Source organism: Cupriavidus phytohabitans, assembly GCF_017815025.1.
Taxonomy (GTDB): Bacteria; Pseudomonadota; Gammaproteobacteria; order Burkholderiales; family Burkholderiaceae; genus Cupriavidus.
The window spans coordinates 20,673-38,424 of the sequence record NZ_JAGIQB010000011.1 but is presented as its reverse complement, the minus strand read 5'-3'; the positions used below and the strand labels follow the sequence as shown (position 1 = coordinate 38,424).

The window sequence follows — 17,752 nt, the reverse complement described above, 5'->3', positions numbered from 1 at the left end:
CAGATGACATTCCATGACCACCGAAAAAGACTGCGCGGCGCAACTTGGCGCCGCGACCGATGCCCGGCATGCGGTATCCGCCGCGCCGTGGGCCACACCCCTGTTCGTGCTGCTGTGGAGCAGCGGCGCCATCGCGGCGCGCCTGGGGCTTGACCACGCCACGCCTTTTGCGCTGCTGACGTTGCGCTTCGCCCTGACGCTGGCCGTGCTGGGCGCCATCGGCCTGGCGCGCGGCCATGTGCTGCCCCCGCGGGGCGAACGGCTGCATGTGGCGCTGACCGGCCTGCTGCTGATCGGCGGCTACGCCGTGTTCTATTTCCTCGCACTCGACCACGGCATGACGCCCGGCGTGCTTGCCACCGTGCTGGGCGCGCAACCGATGCTGACCCTATTGCTGACCGAGCGACGCTACAACACCGCCCGCATGGCGGGCCTGGCGCTCGCGCTTGCCGGGTTGGCGCTGGTGGTCGCGGACAGCCTGCTGCTGGCACGGCTTTCCCTGGCGGGCGTGTTGTGCGGGCTGGCATCGCTGGCTTGCATGACCGTCGGCGCCATCCTGCAGAAGCGCATCACGCGCGAGCCGGCGCAGGTGCTGCCGCTGCAGACCGGCGCCAGCCTCGCGGCATGCCTGCTGTGCCTGCCGTTCCAGCCCTTTGCTTTCGAGGTATCGCTGGCGTTCGCGCTGCCGCTGCTGTGGCTGACGCTGGTCATCTCGATCGGCGCCACACTGCTGTTCTACCGGCTGATCCGCGCGGGCAACCTGGTCAACGTGACCAGCCTGTTCTACCTGGTCCCTGCCGGCACCGCCGTGCTGGACTACCTGCTGCTGGGCAACCGGATGGCGCCGCTGGCGATTGCCGGGATGGCGGCGGTGCTGGCGGGACTGTCGCTGGTGTTCCGCGGCAAGCGGGATACGTTGCGCCGTTAGCGGTTCTTCACTTCGACCCGTACTTCGTCCTTGCCGACCGTGATCGTCCCCGGCTCGACCTCCTTGCCGCCGAAGCGCAATTCCTCGGGTTTGAAGGTGTAGACCGGATAGTCCTTCAGCAACTGCTGCGCGACGACCGCGCCGATGGCATTGAGCTGCTCGCGGTACTGGGCCATGCCGTTGACCTCCACTTGCTGCACAGTGGGGTTGTCGAGCAGCACGGCGCGCTGGCCGGGGTCGTAGCGCACGCCGCTATTGAGCGCCAGCGTGCCGTCGACCGGCGGCGAGGGCAGCAGTGCGTTGGTCAGGCGTGCGTCGACATGGGTGGTGAGCCGGTTGCTGGCCTCGTCGAGTACCAGACGGGGGTGGCTCAGCTGCACGGTCACCACTTCCGCGTAGCGCAGCGTGGCGGGAAAGCGCTGCTCCAGCGCGGCCTGCAGTTCCTGGCGGGTCAGCGTGTATTCGCCGGTCCAGACGTTGTAGCCGGCCAGGGCGGGCGTGGCAGCGGCGCAGACAGCCGCGGCGGCAAGGAACAAGGAAGGGCGCAGGCGCATGTGGCGGATCGTGCGCGCCTCGCCGGCGCGCCATGGATGGGTGTCAGCCAGTCAGACCGCGCGCGCGGGACGGCGTTCCGTCACATGGCAGATGCGTACCCTGCGCGCGGCATCAGTAGTGCGGCGGGATTTCCTGCAGGGGATCGGACTCCGCCGCCGTCGACGTGGCGCTGCGCAACTGCTGGTAGAGGGCGCGAAACTGCCCCTGCAACAGGTCGATCTGCTGCTGCTGCCGGGCCACGGTAGCGTTGAGCGTTTCGAGCAGGTCTTCCTGGAAGGCGAGCTTGATTTCGAGTTCCGTGATGCGTTCGTCCATGGCGCGTGGCTGTCGTGGGTTCGCCGGTTCCTCCGGCTGGCGGCGCGCATTGTAATCCCGTATGCCGCCACCGCCGGCGAAACCGCACGCGCCGCGCTTATTTCTGCTCGGTGATCAACATCCACATGATGCCGAAGCGGTCGCTCACCATGCCGAACTGCTCGGCGAAGAAGGTCTTGTCCAGCGGCATCACCACCTGGCCGCCTTCCTTCAGGGCGTTGAAGGCCTTTTCCACCCCGGCCTTGTCGGCAAAGCTGATGGTCAGGCCGAAGCCCTCGAACTTGGGCTGGTTCGAGCAGCGGCCGTCGGACGCCATGATCACGCTGTCGCCGATCTGGAATTCCATATGCATGACCTTGTCTTCCGTTCCCGGCGGAGCCTGGCAGCTGGGATCGGCCTTTTCCGGCTCGGGGTTCTCCTTGAACGTCATCCGCATGTTCACCTTGGCGCCAAGGGTCTTCTTGTAGAACTCGACAGCTTCATCGCAACGACCTTCAAGAAAGAGATAGGGCTGGACTTGCATGACAACTCCTGTAAAGGAGGCTGCCCGGGCGGGCAGCCAGGAAGAACGTAGCCATCGTACGGACGGATGGTCGCGAGGATCCGGCAACGGGCGCAACGGTATTGTGTACGCCGTCCACAATACCTTAGCAAACAAAGTGGCCGGTGTCCACATCAATGCGAGGCCGGTTGTCGGCGAGACCGTGCGCGCCGTGCTGCACTAGAATGCCCGCGAACCGTCTCGATCCGGTTCTCGCCTGACCCACTTTAGACATCCGGGGCTGCCTTGCGTTACGAACTGACCGACCTGCGCCTGTTCCAGGCGATCGCCGATGCACAAAGTCTTTCCGGCGGTGCTTCGGCCACGCATATCACCGCATCGGCGGCAAGCTACAGGCTGAAGAACCTGGAACATGCGATGGGCACGCCGCTGTTCGTGCGCACTGCGCGCGGCATGGAGCTGACGCCGGCTGGGGAAACACTGCTGGTCCATGTGCGCGAGCTGCTGCTCGGCGTCGAGCGCATGCACGGCGAGGTGGGCCGTTTCTCGGCGGGCCTGAAAGGCAATATCCGGCTGCTGGCCAACAGCAGCTCGCTGAACGGCTTCATCATCCCGAGCGTGAGCCGCTTCCTGCTGGCCAACCCGGACGTGAACATCGACCTCGAAGAACGCGCCAGCCAGGCGATCCTGACCGCGGTGGCTGCACACGAGGCCGACGTCGGCATCCTCGCCGGCGATTTCGAGACCACCGGCGTGCGCTCGGTGCGCTATGCGCGCGACGAGCTGATCCTGGCGGTGGCGGCGGAGCATCCGCTGGCGCGCGAGCCGGAGGTGCGCTTCGGCGCGGCGCTGGCCTTCGACTTTGTCTGCATGAGCCGCACCAGCAGCAACTTCCTGTTCCTGCGCGAGATGGCGCAGCGCGCGGGCAAGAGCCCGAACGTGCGGCTGCATGCGCACAGCTTCGATGCGGTGCTGTCGCTGGCCGAGGCGGGGGTGGGCGTGGCGCTGGTGCCGCGCAGCGTGGCCGCACAGGCACTGCGCGAAGCGCGCGTGGTGGGGGTGAGGCTGGCCGAGCCGTGGGCGCTGCGCGAACTCAACCTGATCGTGCGCGCCGACGGCAAGCTGCCGGCATTTGCCGAGGCGTTCGCGCAGTTCCTGCTTAACGATCCGCGCGTGGTGGCCACGCGCGAAGGCGGCGCCGTGGCCAGCACGGCGCCATAGCGCAAATCAGCGCTTGCGGTTGAGGAACGTAGCCATATGCTGCTGCGGCTCGCCGGTGTCGAACGCGCTGCCGAATTCCGCCACGCTGTTGTTGATCGACACATCGACCGGCGCGTCCTCCCACTCGCGCAGCAAACGCTTCTGCTGGCGCACGGCGACGGGACCGAACCCCGCCAGCAGCGCGGCCACGCGCTCGACCTCCTGGTCCAGCGCATCCAGCGGCACCACGCGGCTGACCAGCCCCCACTGCAGCGAGTCTTCGGCGTTGACGATCTCGCCCGTCAGCAGCAGCCATGACGCGCGCGCATTGCCGATCAGGCGCGGCATCAGCGCGGCGTGGATCACCGACGGGATGCCGACCTTGACCTCGGGCATGCCGAGCTGCGCATTGTCGGCGGCGATGCGGATATCGCACGCCAGCGCCAGCTCCAGCCCGCCGCCCAGGCACCAGCCCGGCATGCGCGCGATCACCGGCGCCGGGCAGTGGCGCACCGCATCGCACAGGCGGCGCAGGCCGCTGATGAAGGCCTGCGCGCTGGCGCGGTCCAGCGCGGCCATTTCCTTGATGTCGGCGCCGCCGATAAAGCCCTTGTCGCCGGTGCCGCGCAGCACCACCACGCGCACGGCGTCGTTGGCGGCCAGCGCCTCGAGCGCGCGCGTGGCCGAGGCGATCACCGGCGTGCCGAGGATGTTGAGGGAACCCGCGTCGCGGATGGTGACGGTGGCAATGCCGCGCGCGTCGATATCGACGCCGGCGTGCTGTTCCTGGATGGTTTCGCTCATGTCGGTCCTTGCTGGTGGCTCGCTTACTGAAGCCTGGTGAAGTGGATATCGTCGACGACCTGCTTCCAGTGCGCATTCTGCCCGCGCACCAGTTCGGAAAACGCCTGGCGCGAGGTGGGTGCCGGGATCGCGCCCTGCTTCTCGATCGCGGCGATCACGTCGGGCTCGGCCAGCACCTTGCGCACGGCCTGGTTCAGCTTGTCGAGGATGGGAGCGGGCGTGCCGGCCGGCGCGGCCAGTCCGAACCACGACGGATTGTTCATCGCCGGCAAGCCGGCTTCGGCATAGGTCGGCACATTGGGCAGCACCTTCAGCCGCTGCTTCGCCGCGACCGCCAGCGGCTTCAGCCGCCCACCCTGGATCAGGGCGGACGACGACGGGATGTTGTCGAACACGACCTGGATCTGGCCCGCGACCGCATCGTTGAGCGCCGGGCCCAGGCCCTTGTAGGGCACGTGCAGCATGCGCGTGCCGGTCGTGTTCATGAACAGTTCGCCGTTCATGTGGCTCAGGCCGCCATTGCCCGACGAGCCGAACGAATATTTGCCCGGATTGGCTTTCAGCAGCTTGATGAAGGACTGCAGGTCTGCCGCGGGGAACGACGGGTTCACCACCAGCACATTCGGCACGTCGGCGAGGTTGCTGATCGGCGCGAAATCCTTCACCGGGTCATACGCGGTCTTGACGTAGACGTTGGGGTTGACCGCATGCGAGCTTTCCACCTCCATCACCAGCGTGTAGCCGTCGGCAGGCTGCCTGGCGGCATAGGCGCTGCCCACGGCGCCGCCGGCGCCCGGGCGGTTCTCGACCACCACCGGCTGGCCCAGCACCGGGCCCAGGTGGGTGCCGACGATGCGGGCGATGATGTCGGTGGTGCCGCCCGCGGCGTAGGGCACGACCAGCTTGATCGGGCGGTCGGGGTAGGCGCTGGCCTGCGCGGCGCCGGCAGCGGCGAGCGCGGCGAACAGGGCAACGGTGGCAAGGACTGGTTTCATCGGGTGTCTCCGGAGCAGGGTTTGTCGGTCTTCGGTCTTGTCTGGGCAGGACATCAGTTGGCGGCGCCGTGCTCGCCCAGCAGCGGCGGCGGCACGAGCGGGCCGTCGTGGCCCGCCAGCATCGGGTTGCGCACCATCGGCACGCGGCCCATGACGGGGTGCTCCGCCACCTGCATCAGGCCGCGGTGCCGCACCTGCGGATGGGCGAAGACCTCATCCATGGTGTGGATCGGGCCCCAAGGCACACCGTTGGCGTCGAACGCATCGGTCCAGGCGGCGCGCGTGCGGGTCGGGAATAGTTCAGTCAGCAGCGCGCGCAGCGCCGGCAGGTGCTCGATGCGCGCCGAGTTGGTAGCGTAGCGCGGGTCCTGCGCCAGCCCGGGCATGCCCGCCACCGCGCAGAAGCGCGCGAACTGGCCGTCATTGCCGATCGCAAGAATCAGGTGCCCGTCGGCGCAACGGAACACTTCATACGGGGCGCAGTTGGGATGCGCGTTGCCGCTGCGCTGGGGGTTCTGGCCAGAGACCAGGTAGTTGGCAGCCTGGTTGGCATTCATCGCCACGGCCACGTCGAGCAGGGCGATGTCGAGGTGAGCGCCAGCTCCGGTCGAGTGCCGCTGGTAGAGCGCGGCCAGCACCGCCGAGGTCGCATACATGCCGGTGCTCAGGTCGACCACCGCCACGCCGGTGCGCAGCGGTCCCGCGCCCGGTGCGCCGTCGGGCTGGCCGGTATAGCTCATCAGGCCGCCCATGCCCTGGAACACATAGTCGTAGCCGGGCTTGTCGGCCATCGGCCCGTCCTGGCCGAAGCCGGTGATCGACAGGTAGACCAGGCGGGGATTGATCGCCTTGAGGGTTTCGTAGTCGAGCCCATAGCGGCCCAGCGTGCCGACCTTGTAGTTCTCGACCAGCACGTCCGCTTCGCGCGCCAGCTCACGCACCTGCGCGGCGCCTTCCGGCGTGCTGTAGTCGATCGCCACGGAGCGCTTGCCGCGGTTGCAGCAGATGAAATAGCCCGACAGGCGCGGATCGCCATCGGTGCCGGCCGGTGCGTCGAGGTAGGGCGGGCCCCAGCCGCGGGTGTCGTCGCCGTGCCGGGGGTGCTCGACCTTGGTCACCTCGGCGCCCAGGTCGGCCAGGTTCTGGGTGCACCAGGGACCGGCGAGAATGCGCGACAGGTCCAGGACCCGGACCCCTTCCAAGGCGCGATGCAACATGACGACTCCGCTCTCAAAACGACGATGCGGCGCAGTATAGGGAGAGGTTCCGGGGGCGAACCAGTCGAGAGTTTTGAAGGGTGCGTTCGCGGCTTTTCAACGCTGCACCGGGGTGCTGCCAACGGCCCGGCGGCGGCGGCCGTTTGGCGCGTGGGCGCTGCCGTGTCACAATTCGCGTTTGGCACTGACTCGGCCCGTGACTCGGCCGGCCGCGTCGCCGTGCTTCCGCGCGCGCTGGCGCTTTTCGCGCAGCGTGGCGGAAGCCCGCCCAAGAGCCGACAAATTCACTTAGATTTCTGGCGATGACTACCATCCTGCAGCACATTCCTACCGGCGAGCGCGTCGGTATCGCCTTCTCCGGCGGCCTTGACACCAGCGCGGCACTCCTCTGGATGCGCCAGAAGGGCGCCGTCCCCTACGCCTACACCGCCAACCTGGGCCAGCCCGACGAGCCCGACTACGACGACATCCCGCGCCGCGCCAAGGCCTACGGCGCCGAGGAAGCCCGCCTGGTCGACTGCCGCACGCAACTGGTGGCCGAGGGCATCGCCGCCCTGCAGTGCGGCGCGTTCCACATCTCCACCGCCGGCATCACCTACTTCAACACCACCCCGATCGGCCGCGCTGTCACCGGCACTATGCTGGTCGCCGCGATGAAGGAAGATGGCGTCAATATCTGGGGCGATGGCAGCACGTTCAAGGGCAATGACATCGAGCGCTTCTACCGCTACGGCCTCCTGACCAACCCCGGCCTGCAGATCTACAAGCCGTGGCTGGACCAGCAGTTCATCGACGAACTGGGCGGCCGCGCCGAGATGTCCGAGTTCATGCGCCAGAACGGCTTCGACTACAAGATGTCGGCAGAGAAGGCGTACTCGACCGACTCCAACATGCTGGGCGCCACTCACGAGGCCAAGGACCTGGAGCACCTGGATTCGGGCATCCGCATCGTCCAGCCGATCATGGGCGTGCAGTTCTGGCGCGACGACGTCGAAGTCAAGCGCGAGGAAGTCACCGTGCGTTTCGAGGAAGGCCAGCCGGTCGCGCTGAACGGCCAGACCTTCGCCAACGCCGTCGACCTGTTCATGGAAGCCAACCGCATCGGCGGCCGCCATGGCCTGGGCATGAGCGACCAGATCGAGAACCGCATCATCGAAGCCAAGAGCCGCGGCATCTACGAAGCCCCGGGCCTGGCGCTGCTGTTCATCGCCTACGAGCGCCTGACCACCGGCATCCACAACGAAGACACCATCGAGCAGTACCGCGACAACGGCCGCCGCCTGGGCCGCTTGCTGTACCAGGGCCGCTGGTTCGATCCGCAAGCCATCATGCTGCGCGAAACCGCCCAGCGCTGGGTGGCCGGCGCCATCACCGGCGAAGTCACCATCGAACTGCGCCGCGGCAACGACTACTCGATCCTGAACACCACCTCGCCCAACCTGACCTACAAGCCGGAACGGCTGACCATGGAAAAGGGCGAGTCGATGTTCACCCCGCTGGACCGCATCGGCCAGCTGACCATGCGTACGCTGGATATCGTCGATACGCGCGAGAAGCTGCAGACGTATGCGAAGACGGGCCTGTTGTCGACGCAGGTGAGCGCTTCGCTGCCGAAGCTGGAAGACTGATTGGGGTTTGCGCTGGCTGGCGCGACCTGCTTGTAGAAAACCGGCACCGTGAGTGCCGGTTTTTTTTACGCCGTCTCCAAGCAACGCGGGCTGGATGGCGCATCGTGTGTTGTGTAAAGTTGCGCAAATGAAGAGCGCGGATCTGATCAGGCAACTGACGTCCGACGGCTGGTATTTGACGCACATCGTCGGATCGCACCATCAGTTCAGGCACCCCACCAAAGCAGGAAAGGTAACGGTGCCTCACCCGAAGAAAGCAGCCCTATGCTATATCCCGTCCATATCGAGCCTGGCGACGCGAAGCACGCGCACGGCATCTCGTTCCCGGATTTCCCCGGATGCTTTTCCGCTGCCGATGACTGGGCGGACATTCCGGCCAACGCGCAGGAGGCTGTCGAAGCTCACTTTGCCGACGGAGAGCCTGTTCCCGAACCATCCAGTCCGGAGCGCTGGTTTCATCATCCTCAGTATCAGGGCGGCATCTGGATGCTGGTGGATATCGACCTGTCACGCGTGAACACGAGAGCCGTACGAGTGAATATCAGCTTGCCAGAGCGTTTGGTCCAGCAAATCGATGATGCTGCCAAGAGCCGGCATATGAGCCGATCGGCATTTCTCGCGCTCGCGGCACAGCACGAGATGGAACAGGGCTGATCGCCGGCTGACGCGAACGCCATTCCTGGCGGCGTACACTGTGGCCTCGAGACCACCGGAGCCACCACCCAATGTCCTCCCTGCGCAGCCTCTACCCCGAAATCGAGCCCTACCACACCGGTACGCTCGATGTCGGCGACGGCCACGTCCTCTATTACGAGCGTGTCGGCACGCCGGGCGCCAAGCCGGCGGTGTTCCTGCACGGCGGGCCTGGAGGCGGGGTCTCGGCCGACCATCGGCGGCTGTTCGACCCGGCGCGCTATGACGTGCTGCTCTTCGACCAGCGCGGCTGCGGACGATCGACGCCGCATGCGGGGCTGGAGAACAACACCACGTGGCACCTGGTCGACGATATCGAGCGGCTGCGCGAACTGGCCGGCGTGGAGCGCTGGCTGGTATTCGGCGGTTCCTGGGGCTCGACGCTCGCGCTGGCCTATGCGCAGAAGCATCCGCAACGCGTCAGCGAGCTGGTGCTGCGCGGCATCTACACGGTGTCGCAGGCAGAGCTGGACTGGTACTACCAGTACGGCGTGTCCGAGATATTCCCCGAGAAATGGGAGCGCTTCCAGGCGCCGGTGCCCGAGGCGGAGCGCGGCAACATGATGGCGGCCTATCGCAAGCTGCTGACCGGCGACGACAAGGACAAGCAGGTCGAAGCCGCGCGTGCCTGGAGCGTGTGGGAGGGCGAGACCATCACGCTGCTGCCGGATGCCGGCAACAGCGCCAAACATGATGACAGCCACTTCGCGCTGGCTTTCGCGCGGCTGGAAAACCATTACTTCACGCACCGCTGCTGGCTGGAGGATGGGCAGCTGCTGCGCGACGCAGGCAAGCTGGCCGATATCCCCGGCGTTATCGTGCATGGGCGCTATGACATGCCGTGCCCGGTGCGCTATGCCCATGCCCTGCACAAGGCGTGGCCGAAGGCGGATTTTCACCTGATCGAAGGGGCAGGCCACGCGTGGACGGAACCGGGGATCATGGACCAGCTGATCGCCGCCACCGACCGCTTCGCCGCGGCGTAGCCCGGCCGGGCCAACAGGAGACAGGAGACAGGAGACAGGAGACAGGAGACAGGAGACCGCAATGCAGCCCACGATGCAGCTTTATGCCCACCCGTTTTCCTCCTACTGCCAGAAGGTGCTGATCGCGCTGTACGAGAACGCGATCCCGTTCGAGTTTCGCATGCTGTCGCCCGACCATCCCGAGCATGCAGCCGAACATGCGCGCTTATGGCCATTGCAGCGGATGCCGCTGCTGGTGGACGGTCCGCGCACGGTGTTCGAGTCCAGCATCATCATCGAATACCTCGACCAGCATCACCGGGGCGCGGTGCGCTGGCTGCCTGAGGCGCCCGATGACGCGCTCGAAGTCCGCCTGCTGGACCGCTTCTTCGACCAGTACGTGATGACGCCGATGCAGCGCATCGTGCTCGACTATCTCCGTCCCGCTGACCACCGCGATGCCTGTGGCGTGGCCGAGGCGCACAAGCTGCTGGAAAGCGCCTACGCCTGGCTGGACGCCAGGCTCGCCGGCCGCCAATGGGCTGCGGGGACGGCTTTCACGCTGGCCGATTGCGCGGCGGCACCGTCGCTGTTCTATGCGGACTGGGTGCATCCCGTTCCTGCGGCGTGCCCCCATGTGCGCGCGTATCGCTCCCGGCTGCTGGCCCGGCCATCCTTCAGCCGGGCCGTCGACGAGGCGCGGCCCTACCGCTCGTTCTTTCCGCCGGGCGCTCCGGACCGGGACTGAGCAGCGAGCGTCCGCGTCAGCCAGCACTTGCTCTCGCCGGACGCTGCACCCCTTGCGGGTCGCTGCCGGCGCTGCCAGGGACAGCGCCGGCGGAAGGACGGCGGAATGACGGTGCCTTACCCGAACATCCCGCCGTTGACCGAAATCACCTGCCGCGTGATATAGCCGGCATCGGGCGACATCAGGAAGGCGACGGCGGCAGCAACCTCGTCCGGCGTGCCCATGCGCCGCGCCGGGATCAGGCGCAGCGCTTCCTCGCGCACGTGCGGCTCGACCATGTCGGTGTCGATCAGGCCGGGTGCGACGCAGTTGACCGTGATGGCGCGCTTGGCCAGTTCGATGGCAAGCGCCTTGGTCGCGCCGATGATGCCCGCCTTGGCGGCGCTGTAGTTGGCCTGCCCGCGGTTGCCGACCAGTCCGGAGACCGATGACAGCGTGACGATGCGGCCAGGCTGGCGGCGCTGCACCATCGGCATCACCACCGGGTTGAGCACGTTGTAGAAGGCGTCGAGGTTGGTGTGCACCACCTCGTCCCACTCGGCGCCGGTCATGGCCGGGAACGCCGCGTCGCGGGCCAGCCCGGCGTTGCAGACCACGCCGTAGTAGCAGCCGTGCGTGGCAATGTCGGCCAGCAGCGCGGCCGCTGCCTCGTCCCGGCGGCTGACGTCGAAGCACAGCACGCGCGACCTGCTGCCATGGGCGCGCACCGCGTCGGCCACGGCTTCGGCCTCGTCGCGGCGGGCGCGGCAATGGACCACCACGTCATAGCCGTCACGCGCCAGGCGCAGCGCGATGGCGCGGCCGATGCCGCGCGACGATCCGGTGACCAGTACGGTCGGATTGGTCATGCTTGTTGTCCTAGCAGTTGGGCCGTGCCGGCTCGGCGGCGGCCGTCAGACGTTGCAGAATTCTTCGAGTACCGCCATGCGGCGGCGCGGATCGGCGACGAACGGGTTGTTGCGGTCCCATGCATATCCGGCCAGCACCGCGCTGATCATGCCGCGGATCTCAGGCGTGGCATTGGGGTGGAAGATCAGCTTCTGGAAGCGGCCTTCATACCATGCTTCAACAAAGACGCGGAAGCAATCCACGCCAGCGCGCAGCGGCTGCGCGAAATCTTTCTCCCAGTCCACCGTTTCGCCGCCGAGCTGGCGCACCAGGCAGTCAGCGGCCAGGCTGGCCGACTTGAAGGCGATGGTGACGCCGGAGGAAAACACCGGATCGAGGAATTCGCCGGCATTGCCCAGCAGCGCGTAGCCATTGCCCCACAGCGAACTGACGTTGGCCGAATAGCCCGCGATCTGGCGCGCCGGGGTGTCCCAGCAGGCATCGGCAAGCAGGCTGGCCAGTCCGGGCTCCTCGGCCACCAGCGCGCGCAGCCGCTCGGTCTCGGTGCCGGTGTAGTTTTCCAGGAATGCCTTCTCCGCGACCACGCCGAGCGAGCAGCGGCCGTCCGAGAACGGGATGGTCCAGTACCACACGTCCGGGTGCCGCGGATGCACGCTGATCAGGATCTTGTTGCGGTCAAAGGCTCCCGGCGCGATCCGGTCTTCGACATGGGTGAAGAGCGCGCTGCGCACCGGGAAGCCCGACGGCGACTCCAGCTTGAGCAGGCGCGGCAGGATGCGGCCGAAGCCCGAGGCATCGAGCAGGAATTTCGCGCGCACCCGGTACTGGCTGCCATCCGGCGCGCGCACCGTCACCTCCGGCTGCGCGCCGCTGACATCGACGTTCTCGACGAGATGCGCGAAGCGGACTTCGGCGCCCTGGCGTGCCGCCTCGCGGATCAGCACATCGTCGAAGCGGGAGCGCTGTACCTGATAGGTCGTGCCCCAGCCGGGAGAGAATTTTTCCCGGAAGTCGAAGGCGGTGTGCTGGCCGGCGCGTGAGAACGCCGCGCCGTTCTTGTACTGGAAGCCGGCTTCCACCACCGCGCGCAGCATGCCGGCGCTTTCGATATAGGCCATGCTCTGCGGCAGCAGGCTCTCGCCGATCGAAAAGCGCGGGAAGATTTCCTTCTCGATCACCAGTACCGGGATTCCGTGCTTGCGCAGCAAGCCCGCCGCGACCGAGCCGGCAGGGCCTGCGCCGATGATGACGACATCCGTGGTTTCCGTTTGCATTGGTGTCCGATCCTTGTTCCTGGTCAGGCCGGCGGGGTGAGCGCCGGCAAACGCAAGAATATGGCGGCAAAACGCCGCCAGTTGGCGTGCCAGCAACATCTTGAAACCATTTCAGGCCGCTGTCGCGCGGAATCAGGCGTGCAGCAAAGGCCTGACAAGGCACGCAATAAAAGCAGCATGGCAGCCGCGTTTATTTCGCTGTCAGCCGCCTGCCGGTGCTTGCCGGCAAGCTGGCCGAACTCCCGGCAAAATGTGGGACCGTGGTCACACAACCTTTCCGGAGAACCCATGCCAGACACCACCATGCCCTACCGCCGCCTCGGCGCCAGCAACCTCCGCGTCTCGGCGCTGTGCCTGGGCACCATGATGTTTGCCGACCAGACCGACGAAGCCGAGGCGGCGCGCATCGTTGCCAGCGCGCGTGACCACGGCGTGAATTTCATCGATACCGCCGACGTCTACACCAAGGGCGCGTCGGAGCAGATGGTCGGCAGGCTGCTGGCCGCCAACCGCCACGACTGGGTGCTGGCGACCAAGCTCGGCAACGCCATGCAGTCCGCACCCAATCACTCGCACTACTCGCGCGTGTGGATCGCGCGCGCGGTCGAGGACAGCCTGCACCGGCTCACGACCGACTACATCGACATCCTCTACCTGCACCGTGACTATCCCGGCGAAAACCTGGAAGAGGCGGTCCGCGCGATGGGCGACCTGGTGCGCAGCGGCAAGATCCGCTACTGGGCGGTGTCGAACTTCCGCGGCTGGCGCATCGCCGAGATCGCCCGGCTGTGCGGCGAACTGGGCGTGCCGCGCCCGGTGACCTGCCAGCCGTACTACAACCTGCTGAATCGCCTGCCCGAGGTGGAGATCCTGCCGGCTTGCGAGCACTATGGCCTCGGCGTGGTGCCCTACAGCCCGGTGGCGCGCGGCGTGCTGACCGGCAAGTATGCGCCCGGCCAGGCGCCTGACCAGGGCACGCGCGCCGGCCGTGCCGACCGCCGCATGATGGAAACCGAGTTCCGCGAGGAATCGCTGGTGATCGCGCAACAACTCAAGGCGCATGCCGAGGCGCGCGGCCTGACGCCGGGGCAGTTCGCCACGGCGTGGGTGCTGGCCAACCCCATCGTCTCGTCGGTCATCGCGGGGCCACGCACGCTGGCGCAGTTCGAAGACTACTTCGGTGCGCTCGGCGTCGCGATCACGCCCGAGGAAGAATCGATGATCGATGCGCTGGTCGTGCCGGGGCATGCGTCGACCCACGGCTACAACGACCCGGGCTACCCGTTCGGGGGAAGGCCGGTGGCACGCGCGCAGCAGGCATGACTGCGACGCACGCCGGTGGTGCGGGACCACGCACCGGCATGTGGCGCAAACGCGTCTCCGAATGGCGCGCGTTAACGACGGCGCGATGAGCGGCGCGGTCAATGACATGATGACCACACGCATGCTTGCTGCACGCCGGCCCGACTCCTACTAATATCAAGACAGGCGGCACGCGCAATGCGCGTGCCGCGAGAACATTGCGCTTCGAGCCGGTGCGCGGATTCCGATGCGCGCAACGCCGGTCAAACAGGGAAGCCCAAACGTGTCGCGTCGTGGCTGGATTTTCGCTGGCTTGGCGGTCGCCCTCACCGGGGGCGTCTACGTCGTGTATAGCTTTGTGGCGAGCGAAGTGCGCAATTCGCACTGGCAGGCGCGGCTCATCGGCGAACTCGGCCAGCGGCTGACCTTCGAGATCCAGCCTGGCGCCAGCGACAGCATCCGCTTCCCGCATTCCGGTCCGTATGATGCACGCATGGGCTACGGCCTGCTGCCGCAGTTCGCGCAGCGGCTGCAGCAGCGCGGCTACGTTCCCGCCGAACAGGCGCGCATGTCGCCTGACATGGTCAGGCTGATGGATCAGGGCTTGTTCGCGCCTTACCGCGAGAAGAACCAGGCCGGCCTCCTGCTGCGCGACTGCAACGGGCTGACGCTGGCGTTCGAGCGCTATCCGCAGCGCCAGTATCCCGATTTCGCCACGGTGCCGCCGCTGCTGGTCAGTGCGCTGCTGTACGTCGAGAACCAGGGCCTGCTCAACCCCGAATACCCCAACATGAATCCGGCGCTGGACTGGCGCCGGCTGTCGCGCGCGGTGCTCGACCAGTTCATCCGGCTGGCCGACCGTTCGCATGACGCGCCCGGCGGCAGCACGCTGGCCACGCAGATCGAGAAGTACCGGCACTCCCCCGAGGGACGCACCGCGTCGATCCCCGAGAAATTCCGGCAGATGGCGTCGGCGTCGCTGCGCGCCTATCTGGACGGACCCGATACGCAGCGCGCGCGCGAGCGCATCGTGGTCGACTACCTCAACACCGTGCCGCTGTCGGCGCGCGAGGGCTTCGGCGAGATCAACGGCATCGGCGACGCGCTGTGGGTGTGGTACGGAGAGGACTTCGGCGAGGTCAACCGGCTGCTCAAGGAACTGGACCAGCGCGCGCCCGAGCCGCGCCAGGCGCAGGTATTCAAGCGTGCGCTGTCGCTGATCATCTCGCAGCGCCGGCCGTCTTACCATTTGCGCCGCGACGACACCAACCTGGATGCGCTGACGGCCAGCTACCTGCGCCTGCTGGCCGCCAACAGCGTCATCACCGCCGAGCTGCGCGACGCGGCGCTGGCGCAGCCGCTGGACAAGGCCGCACCGCCGCAGCGCGGGCCGCAGGAGCCGTTCGTCACGCGCAAGGCCGTCAACCGCGTGCGCGCCGACGTTTCCCGGCTAACCGGCGTGGAAAGCCGCTACGACATGGACCGGCTCGACCTGACGGTCGACAGCACCATCAACCGCGAGGCGCAGCGCATCGTCACCGAGACGCTGCAGCGCGTGAACAACAAGGCGGATGCGCGCGCCATGGGCCTGTACGGCCACAACCTGCTGCGCGACAACGATGATCCGTCGAAGCTGATGACCAGCTTCACGCTGTTCGAGCGTGTCGGTAACGCCAGCGTGGTGCGAGTGCAGGCCGACAACATCGACCAGCCGTTCGACATCAACAGCGGCGCGCGTCTGAACCTCGGTTCGACCGCCAAGCTGCGCACGCTGGTGACCTACCTGGAAATCATCAGCGAGCTGCATGCGCAATACGCCCGCATGGGCCGCGCCGAACTGGCCGGGGTGCGGCTGGCACGGCAGGATACGCTCGCCCACTGGGCGGTGGATTACCTGTCCAAGGCGAAGAAGCCCGAGGAGCGCGAACTGATGGCGATGCTCGAGGCCGCGATGGAACGCAAGTACTCCGGCAGCGCCGGGGAAGGCTTCTACACCGGCGGCGGGCTGCAGAGCTTCACCAACTTTGAGCGCGAGGCGGGCGAGCGCAACATGACCGTGCGCATCGCGTTCCAGCATTCGGTCAACCTGGTCTTCATCCGCATGATGCGCGACATCGTGCGCTACGAGACCTTCCACGCCAACCCGGACATCGGCGACCTGTTCGAGGACCGCTACGCACCGGGCCGGCGCGAGTATCTGGAGCGCTTCGCCGACCAGGAAGGCAGCGCCTACATGGTCAACTTCTACCAGCGCTACCGCGGCAAGACTTCCGAGCAGCGGCTGGATACGCTGCTGGGCCGCGTGCGCATGACCATCCCGCACATCAATGCGGTGCGCATGTCGGTGACGCTGCTGAGCGCGCGCCCGTACCTGGATGAGGACAGCTATATCCGCATCATGCGCGCGCGCCTGGGCGACAAGCAGCTGGCCAAGGAAGACCTGCCCGCGCTGTACCGCAAGTATGGCAAGGACAAGTTCAACCTGAACGACCGCGGCTACCTGTCACGGGTGCATCCGCTGGAACTGTGGATGGTGGAGTACCTGGACCAGCACCCCGACGCCACATTGACGGAACTGCTGCGCGCCAGCACGGCCGAGCGCCAGGAAGTGTACAAGTGGCTGTTCAAGACGCGCAGCAAGGCAGGCCAGGACAACCGCATCCGCACGCTGCTGGAGCAGGACGCCTTCGCCCGCATCGCCAGGCGCTGGCAGCGGGTGGGCTACCCGTTCGATTCGCTGACGCCGTCGTACGCCAGTGCGATCGGCGCGGCGGGCGACCGTCCGGCGGCGCTGGCCGAACTGGCCGGTATCCTGCTGGCCGGCGGCGTGGTCACGCAGAGTTCCGCGGTACGCAGCCTGGCCTTCGCCGACGGCACGCCGTACGCCACGCGCTACGTGCTGCAGCCGGGATCGGGCAAGCGCGTGCTGCCGGCCGAGGTGGCCGAGCTGGCGCGGCGTTCAATGCTGGACGTGGTGGAACGCGGCACCGCCAAGTCGATCCGCGGCGCCTTCACGGTGCCGGGCCGCAACGGCGCGACGCTGACGGTGGCGGGCAAGACCGGCACCGGCGACCAGCGCTTCCAGGTGTACGGGCCGGGCGGACGGCTGATCTCGTCGCGCTCGGTGAACCGCTCGGCGACTTTCGTCTTTATGCTGGGCGAGCGCTTCTTCGGCACCGTGGTGGTCAATGTGCGCGAACCGTACGCGGTGCGCTACAGCTTTACCAGCGCGCTGGCGGTGCGGGTGCTGCGCGCGATCGCGCCGCAGGTGTCGGCGATGGCGCCCGGCGGCGACCGCGCGCTGCTGCGCTGCCGCGATGCCGCGCCGGGCCTGCGCACGCCGCGCATGCCGACCATGGCAGCACCGGCCGAAGCCGTGCCGGGCGCCACGCTGGCGCAAGGGCTGGAGGCGCCGCCCCGCGCGGACGCGGTGGCTCAGCCCGCGGCGCCTGCGCCAGTCAAGCCCGAGGCGCCGAGCCTGGCCGACGCCAACGATGCCATCACCGTGCGCAAGGCCAGTCAGCCCTTGCGGCGGACCATGCCGTAGATCACCAGCAGCACGATCGCGCCGATCACCGAGGCGACCCAGCCAGCCGGCTCGCCCGGCTGGTACCAGCCCATCGCGCGGCCAACGTAGCCAGCAACCACCGAGCCGAGCACGCCGAGGAGGATGGTCATGATCCAGCCCATCTTGTCGTCGCCGGGCTTCACTGCCCGTGCGATCAGTCCGACGATGAGGCCAACGAACACGGTGCCGATGAATGCCATCATGGTGCG

General features: G+C 67.2%; 17 protein-coding genes and 1 pseudogene. 9 read left to right on the top strand and 9 right to left on the bottom strand.

Translation table 11 applies throughout. The features are described from left to right. The first annotated feature begins 13 nt into the window (after positions 1 to 13). Entirely contained in the window at positions 14 to 928 is a 915-nt protein-coding gene (locus tag J8I34_RS09805) for a DMT family transporter (RefSeq protein ID WP_209805934.1), read from the top strand. Here J8I34_RS09805 and J8I34_RS09800 read toward each other — a convergent pair. The 3 genes from J8I34_RS09800 to J8I34_RS09790 form a co-directional block, all read right to left on the bottom strand. Next, positions 925 to 1,482 (bottom strand): DUF1439 domain-containing protein, encoded by a 558-nt coding sequence (locus J8I34_RS09800; protein ID WP_029045175.1) that lies wholly within the window; start codon positions 1,480 to 1,482, stop codon positions 925 to 927. The two genes, J8I34_RS09805 and J8I34_RS09800, sit on opposite strands and share 4 nt — an antisense overlap. Positions 1,483 to 1,594: 112 nt before the next feature. Continuing rightward, the gene (locus tag J8I34_RS09795) at positions 1,595 to 1,798 is read right to left on the bottom strand and encodes a SlyX family protein (protein WP_029045176.1); all 204 of its coding nucleotides are present in this window, start codon (positions 1,796 to 1,798) and stop codon (positions 1,595 to 1,597) included. A 97-nt stretch (positions 1,799 to 1,895) separates the two neighbouring features. Beyond that, positions 1,896 to 2,321 (bottom strand): VOC family protein, encoded by a 426-nt coding sequence (locus J8I34_RS09790; RefSeq protein ID WP_029045177.1) that lies wholly within the window; start codon positions 2,319 to 2,321, stop codon positions 1,896 to 1,898. Between the two features lie 264 nt (positions 2,322 to 2,585). Here J8I34_RS09790 and J8I34_RS09785 point away from each other — a divergent pair, with 264 nt between their 5' ends. Next, positions 2,586 to 3,521, top strand: a complete 936-nt coding sequence (locus J8I34_RS09785) for a LysR family transcriptional regulator (protein ID WP_029045178.1) — start codon at positions 2,586 to 2,588, stop codon at positions 3,519 to 3,521. 6 nt (positions 3,522 to 3,527) lie between these two features. Here the strand turns inward: J8I34_RS09785 and J8I34_RS09780 are convergent, their stop codons facing one another. Genes J8I34_RS09780 through J8I34_RS09770 form a run of 3 tightly spaced genes read right to left on the bottom strand, consistent with a single transcriptional unit; the run spans position 3,528 to position 6,516 of the window. Next, positions 3,528 to 4,304 carry an enoyl-CoA hydratase gene (locus J8I34_RS09780; protein WP_029045179.1) on the bottom strand — a complete coding sequence of 259 codons (777 nt, stop codon included), beginning with the start codon at positions 4,302 to 4,304 and terminating at the stop codon, positions 3,528 to 3,530. Positions 4,305 to 4,327: 23 nt separating this feature from the next. Continuing rightward, positions 4,328 to 5,299 (bottom strand): tripartite tricarboxylate transporter substrate binding protein, encoded by a 972-nt coding sequence (locus J8I34_RS09775; protein ID WP_209772897.1) that lies wholly within the window; start codon positions 5,297 to 5,299, stop codon positions 4,328 to 4,330. Between the two features lie 53 nt (positions 5,300 to 5,352). Continuing rightward, a complete protein-coding gene (locus J8I34_RS09770; protein ID WP_209805933.1) occupies positions 5,353 to 6,516 on the bottom strand; it encodes a CaiB/BaiF CoA transferase family protein in 1,164 nt (387 codons plus the stop codon). Between the two features lie 302 nt (positions 6,517 to 6,818). On the opposite strand from J8I34_RS09770, the gene argG reads away from it, so the two are divergent. From argG to J8I34_RS09745, 5 genes and pseudogenes are all read left to right on the top strand, one after another. Further along, positions 6,819 to 8,144, top strand: a complete 1,326-nt coding sequence (gene argG / locus J8I34_RS09765; protein WP_209805932.1) for an argininosuccinate synthase — start codon at positions 6,819 to 6,821, stop codon at positions 8,142 to 8,144. 94 nt (positions 8,145 to 8,238) lie between these two features. Continuing rightward, positions 8,239 to 8,388: pseudogene (locus J8I34_RS34710) on the top strand (type II toxin-antitoxin system HicA family toxin); the annotation flags it as partial. 20 nt (positions 8,389 to 8,408) lie between these two features. Further along, positions 8,409 to 8,798: a type II toxin-antitoxin system HicB family antitoxin gene (locus tag J8I34_RS34705; protein ID WP_245175869.1), complete on the top strand. Its 390-nt coding sequence runs from the start codon at positions 8,409 to 8,411 to the stop codon at positions 8,796 to 8,798. A 71-nt stretch (positions 8,799 to 8,869) separates the two neighbouring features. Further along, positions 8,870 to 9,823 (top strand): prolyl aminopeptidase, encoded by a 954-nt coding sequence (gene pip / locus J8I34_RS09750; protein ID WP_209805931.1) that lies wholly within the window; start codon positions 8,870 to 8,872, stop codon positions 9,821 to 9,823. 73 nt (positions 9,824 to 9,896) lie between these two features. Continuing rightward, entirely contained in the window at positions 9,897 to 10,550 is a 654-nt protein-coding gene (locus tag J8I34_RS09745) for a glutathione S-transferase family protein (protein WP_029045184.1), read from the top strand. A gap of 116 nt (positions 10,551 to 10,666) precedes the next feature. Here J8I34_RS09745 and fabG read toward each other — a convergent pair whose 3' ends face one another. Both fabG and J8I34_RS09735 read right to left on the bottom strand, forming a co-directional pair. After that, complete coding sequence (gene fabG / locus J8I34_RS09740) at positions 10,667 to 11,398, bottom strand: 3-oxoacyl-ACP reductase FabG (protein WP_029045185.1); 732 nt, start codon at positions 11,396 to 11,398, stop codon at positions 10,667 to 10,669. Positions 11,399 to 11,443: 45 nt separating this feature from the next. Then, a complete protein-coding gene (locus J8I34_RS09735; RefSeq protein WP_209805930.1) occupies positions 11,444 to 12,673 on the bottom strand; it encodes an NAD(P)/FAD-dependent oxidoreductase in 1,230 nt (409 codons plus the stop codon). Between the two features lie 288 nt (positions 12,674 to 12,961). On the opposite strand from J8I34_RS09735, the gene J8I34_RS09730 reads away from it, so the two are divergent. Next, the gene (locus J8I34_RS09730; RefSeq protein ID WP_209805929.1) at positions 12,962 to 13,996 is read left to right on the top strand and encodes an aldo/keto reductase; all 1,035 of its coding nucleotides are present in this window, start codon (positions 12,962 to 12,964) and stop codon (positions 13,994 to 13,996) included. Positions 13,997 to 14,258: 262 nt separating this feature from the next. Beyond that, positions 14,259 to 17,522 carry a transglycosylase domain-containing protein gene (locus tag J8I34_RS09725; RefSeq protein ID WP_209772931.1) on the top strand — a complete coding sequence of 1,088 codons (3,264 nt, stop codon included), beginning with the start codon at positions 14,259 to 14,261 and terminating at the stop codon, positions 17,520 to 17,522. On the opposite strand, the gene J8I34_RS09720 is transcribed toward J8I34_RS09725, so the two are convergent. Then, positions 17,495 to 17,746 carry a GlsB/YeaQ/YmgE family stress response membrane protein gene (locus J8I34_RS09720; RefSeq protein WP_029045189.1) on the bottom strand — a complete coding sequence of 84 codons (252 nt, stop codon included), beginning with the start codon at positions 17,744 to 17,746 and terminating at the stop codon, positions 17,495 to 17,497. The two genes, J8I34_RS09725 and J8I34_RS09720, sit on opposite strands and share 28 nt — an antisense overlap. Positions 17,747 to 17,752: the final 6 nt, after the last annotated feature.

Coding starts and splice junctions, on each gene's coding strand:
- J8I34_RS09805 (WP_209805934.1), top strand. CDS start 14: ATGACCACCGAAAAAGACTGCGCGGCGCAACTTGGCGCCGCGACCGAT.
- J8I34_RS09800 (WP_029045175.1), bottom strand. CDS start 1,482: ATGCGCCTGCGCCCTTCCTTGTTCCTTGCCGCCGCGGCTGTCTGCGCC.
- J8I34_RS09795 (WP_029045176.1), bottom strand. CDS start 1,798: ATGGACGAACGCATCACGGAACTCGAAATCAAGCTCGCCTTCCAGGAA.
- J8I34_RS09790 (WP_029045177.1), bottom strand. CDS start 2,321: ATGCAAGTCCAGCCCTATCTCTTTCTTGAAGGTCGTTGCGATGAAGCT.
- J8I34_RS09780 (WP_029045179.1), bottom strand. CDS start 4,304: ATGAGCGAAACCATCCAGGAACAGCACGCCGGCGTCGATATCGACGCG.
- J8I34_RS09775 (WP_209772897.1), bottom strand. CDS start 5,299: ATGAAACCAGTCCTTGCCACCGTTGCCCTGTTCGCCGCGCTCGCCGCT.
- J8I34_RS09770 (WP_209805933.1), bottom strand. CDS start 6,516: ATGTTGCATCGCGCCTTGGAAGGGGTCCGGGTCCTGGACCTGTCGCGC.
- argG (WP_209805932.1), top strand. CDS start 6,819: ATGACTACCATCCTGCAGCACATTCCTACCGGCGAGCGCGTCGGTATC.
- J8I34_RS34705 (WP_245175869.1), top strand. CDS start 8,409: ATGCTATATCCCGTCCATATCGAGCCTGGCGACGCGAAGCACGCGCAC.
- pip (WP_209805931.1), top strand. CDS start 8,870: ATGTCCTCCCTGCGCAGCCTCTACCCCGAAATCGAGCCCTACCACACC.
- J8I34_RS09745 (WP_029045184.1), top strand. CDS start 9,897: ATGCAGCTTTATGCCCACCCGTTTTCCTCCTACTGCCAGAAGGTGCTG.
- fabG (WP_029045185.1), bottom strand. CDS start 11,398: ATGACCAATCCGACCGTACTGGTCACCGGATCGTCGCGCGGCATCGGC.
- J8I34_RS09735 (WP_209805930.1), bottom strand. CDS start 12,673: ATGCAAACGGAAACCACGGATGTCGTCATCATCGGCGCAGGCCCTGCC.
- J8I34_RS09730 (WP_209805929.1), top strand. CDS start 12,962: ATGCCAGACACCACCATGCCCTACCGCCGCCTCGGCGCCAGCAACCTC.
- J8I34_RS09720 (WP_029045189.1), bottom strand. CDS start 17,746: ATGATGGCATTCATCGGCACCGTGTTCGTTGGCCTCATCGTCGGACTG.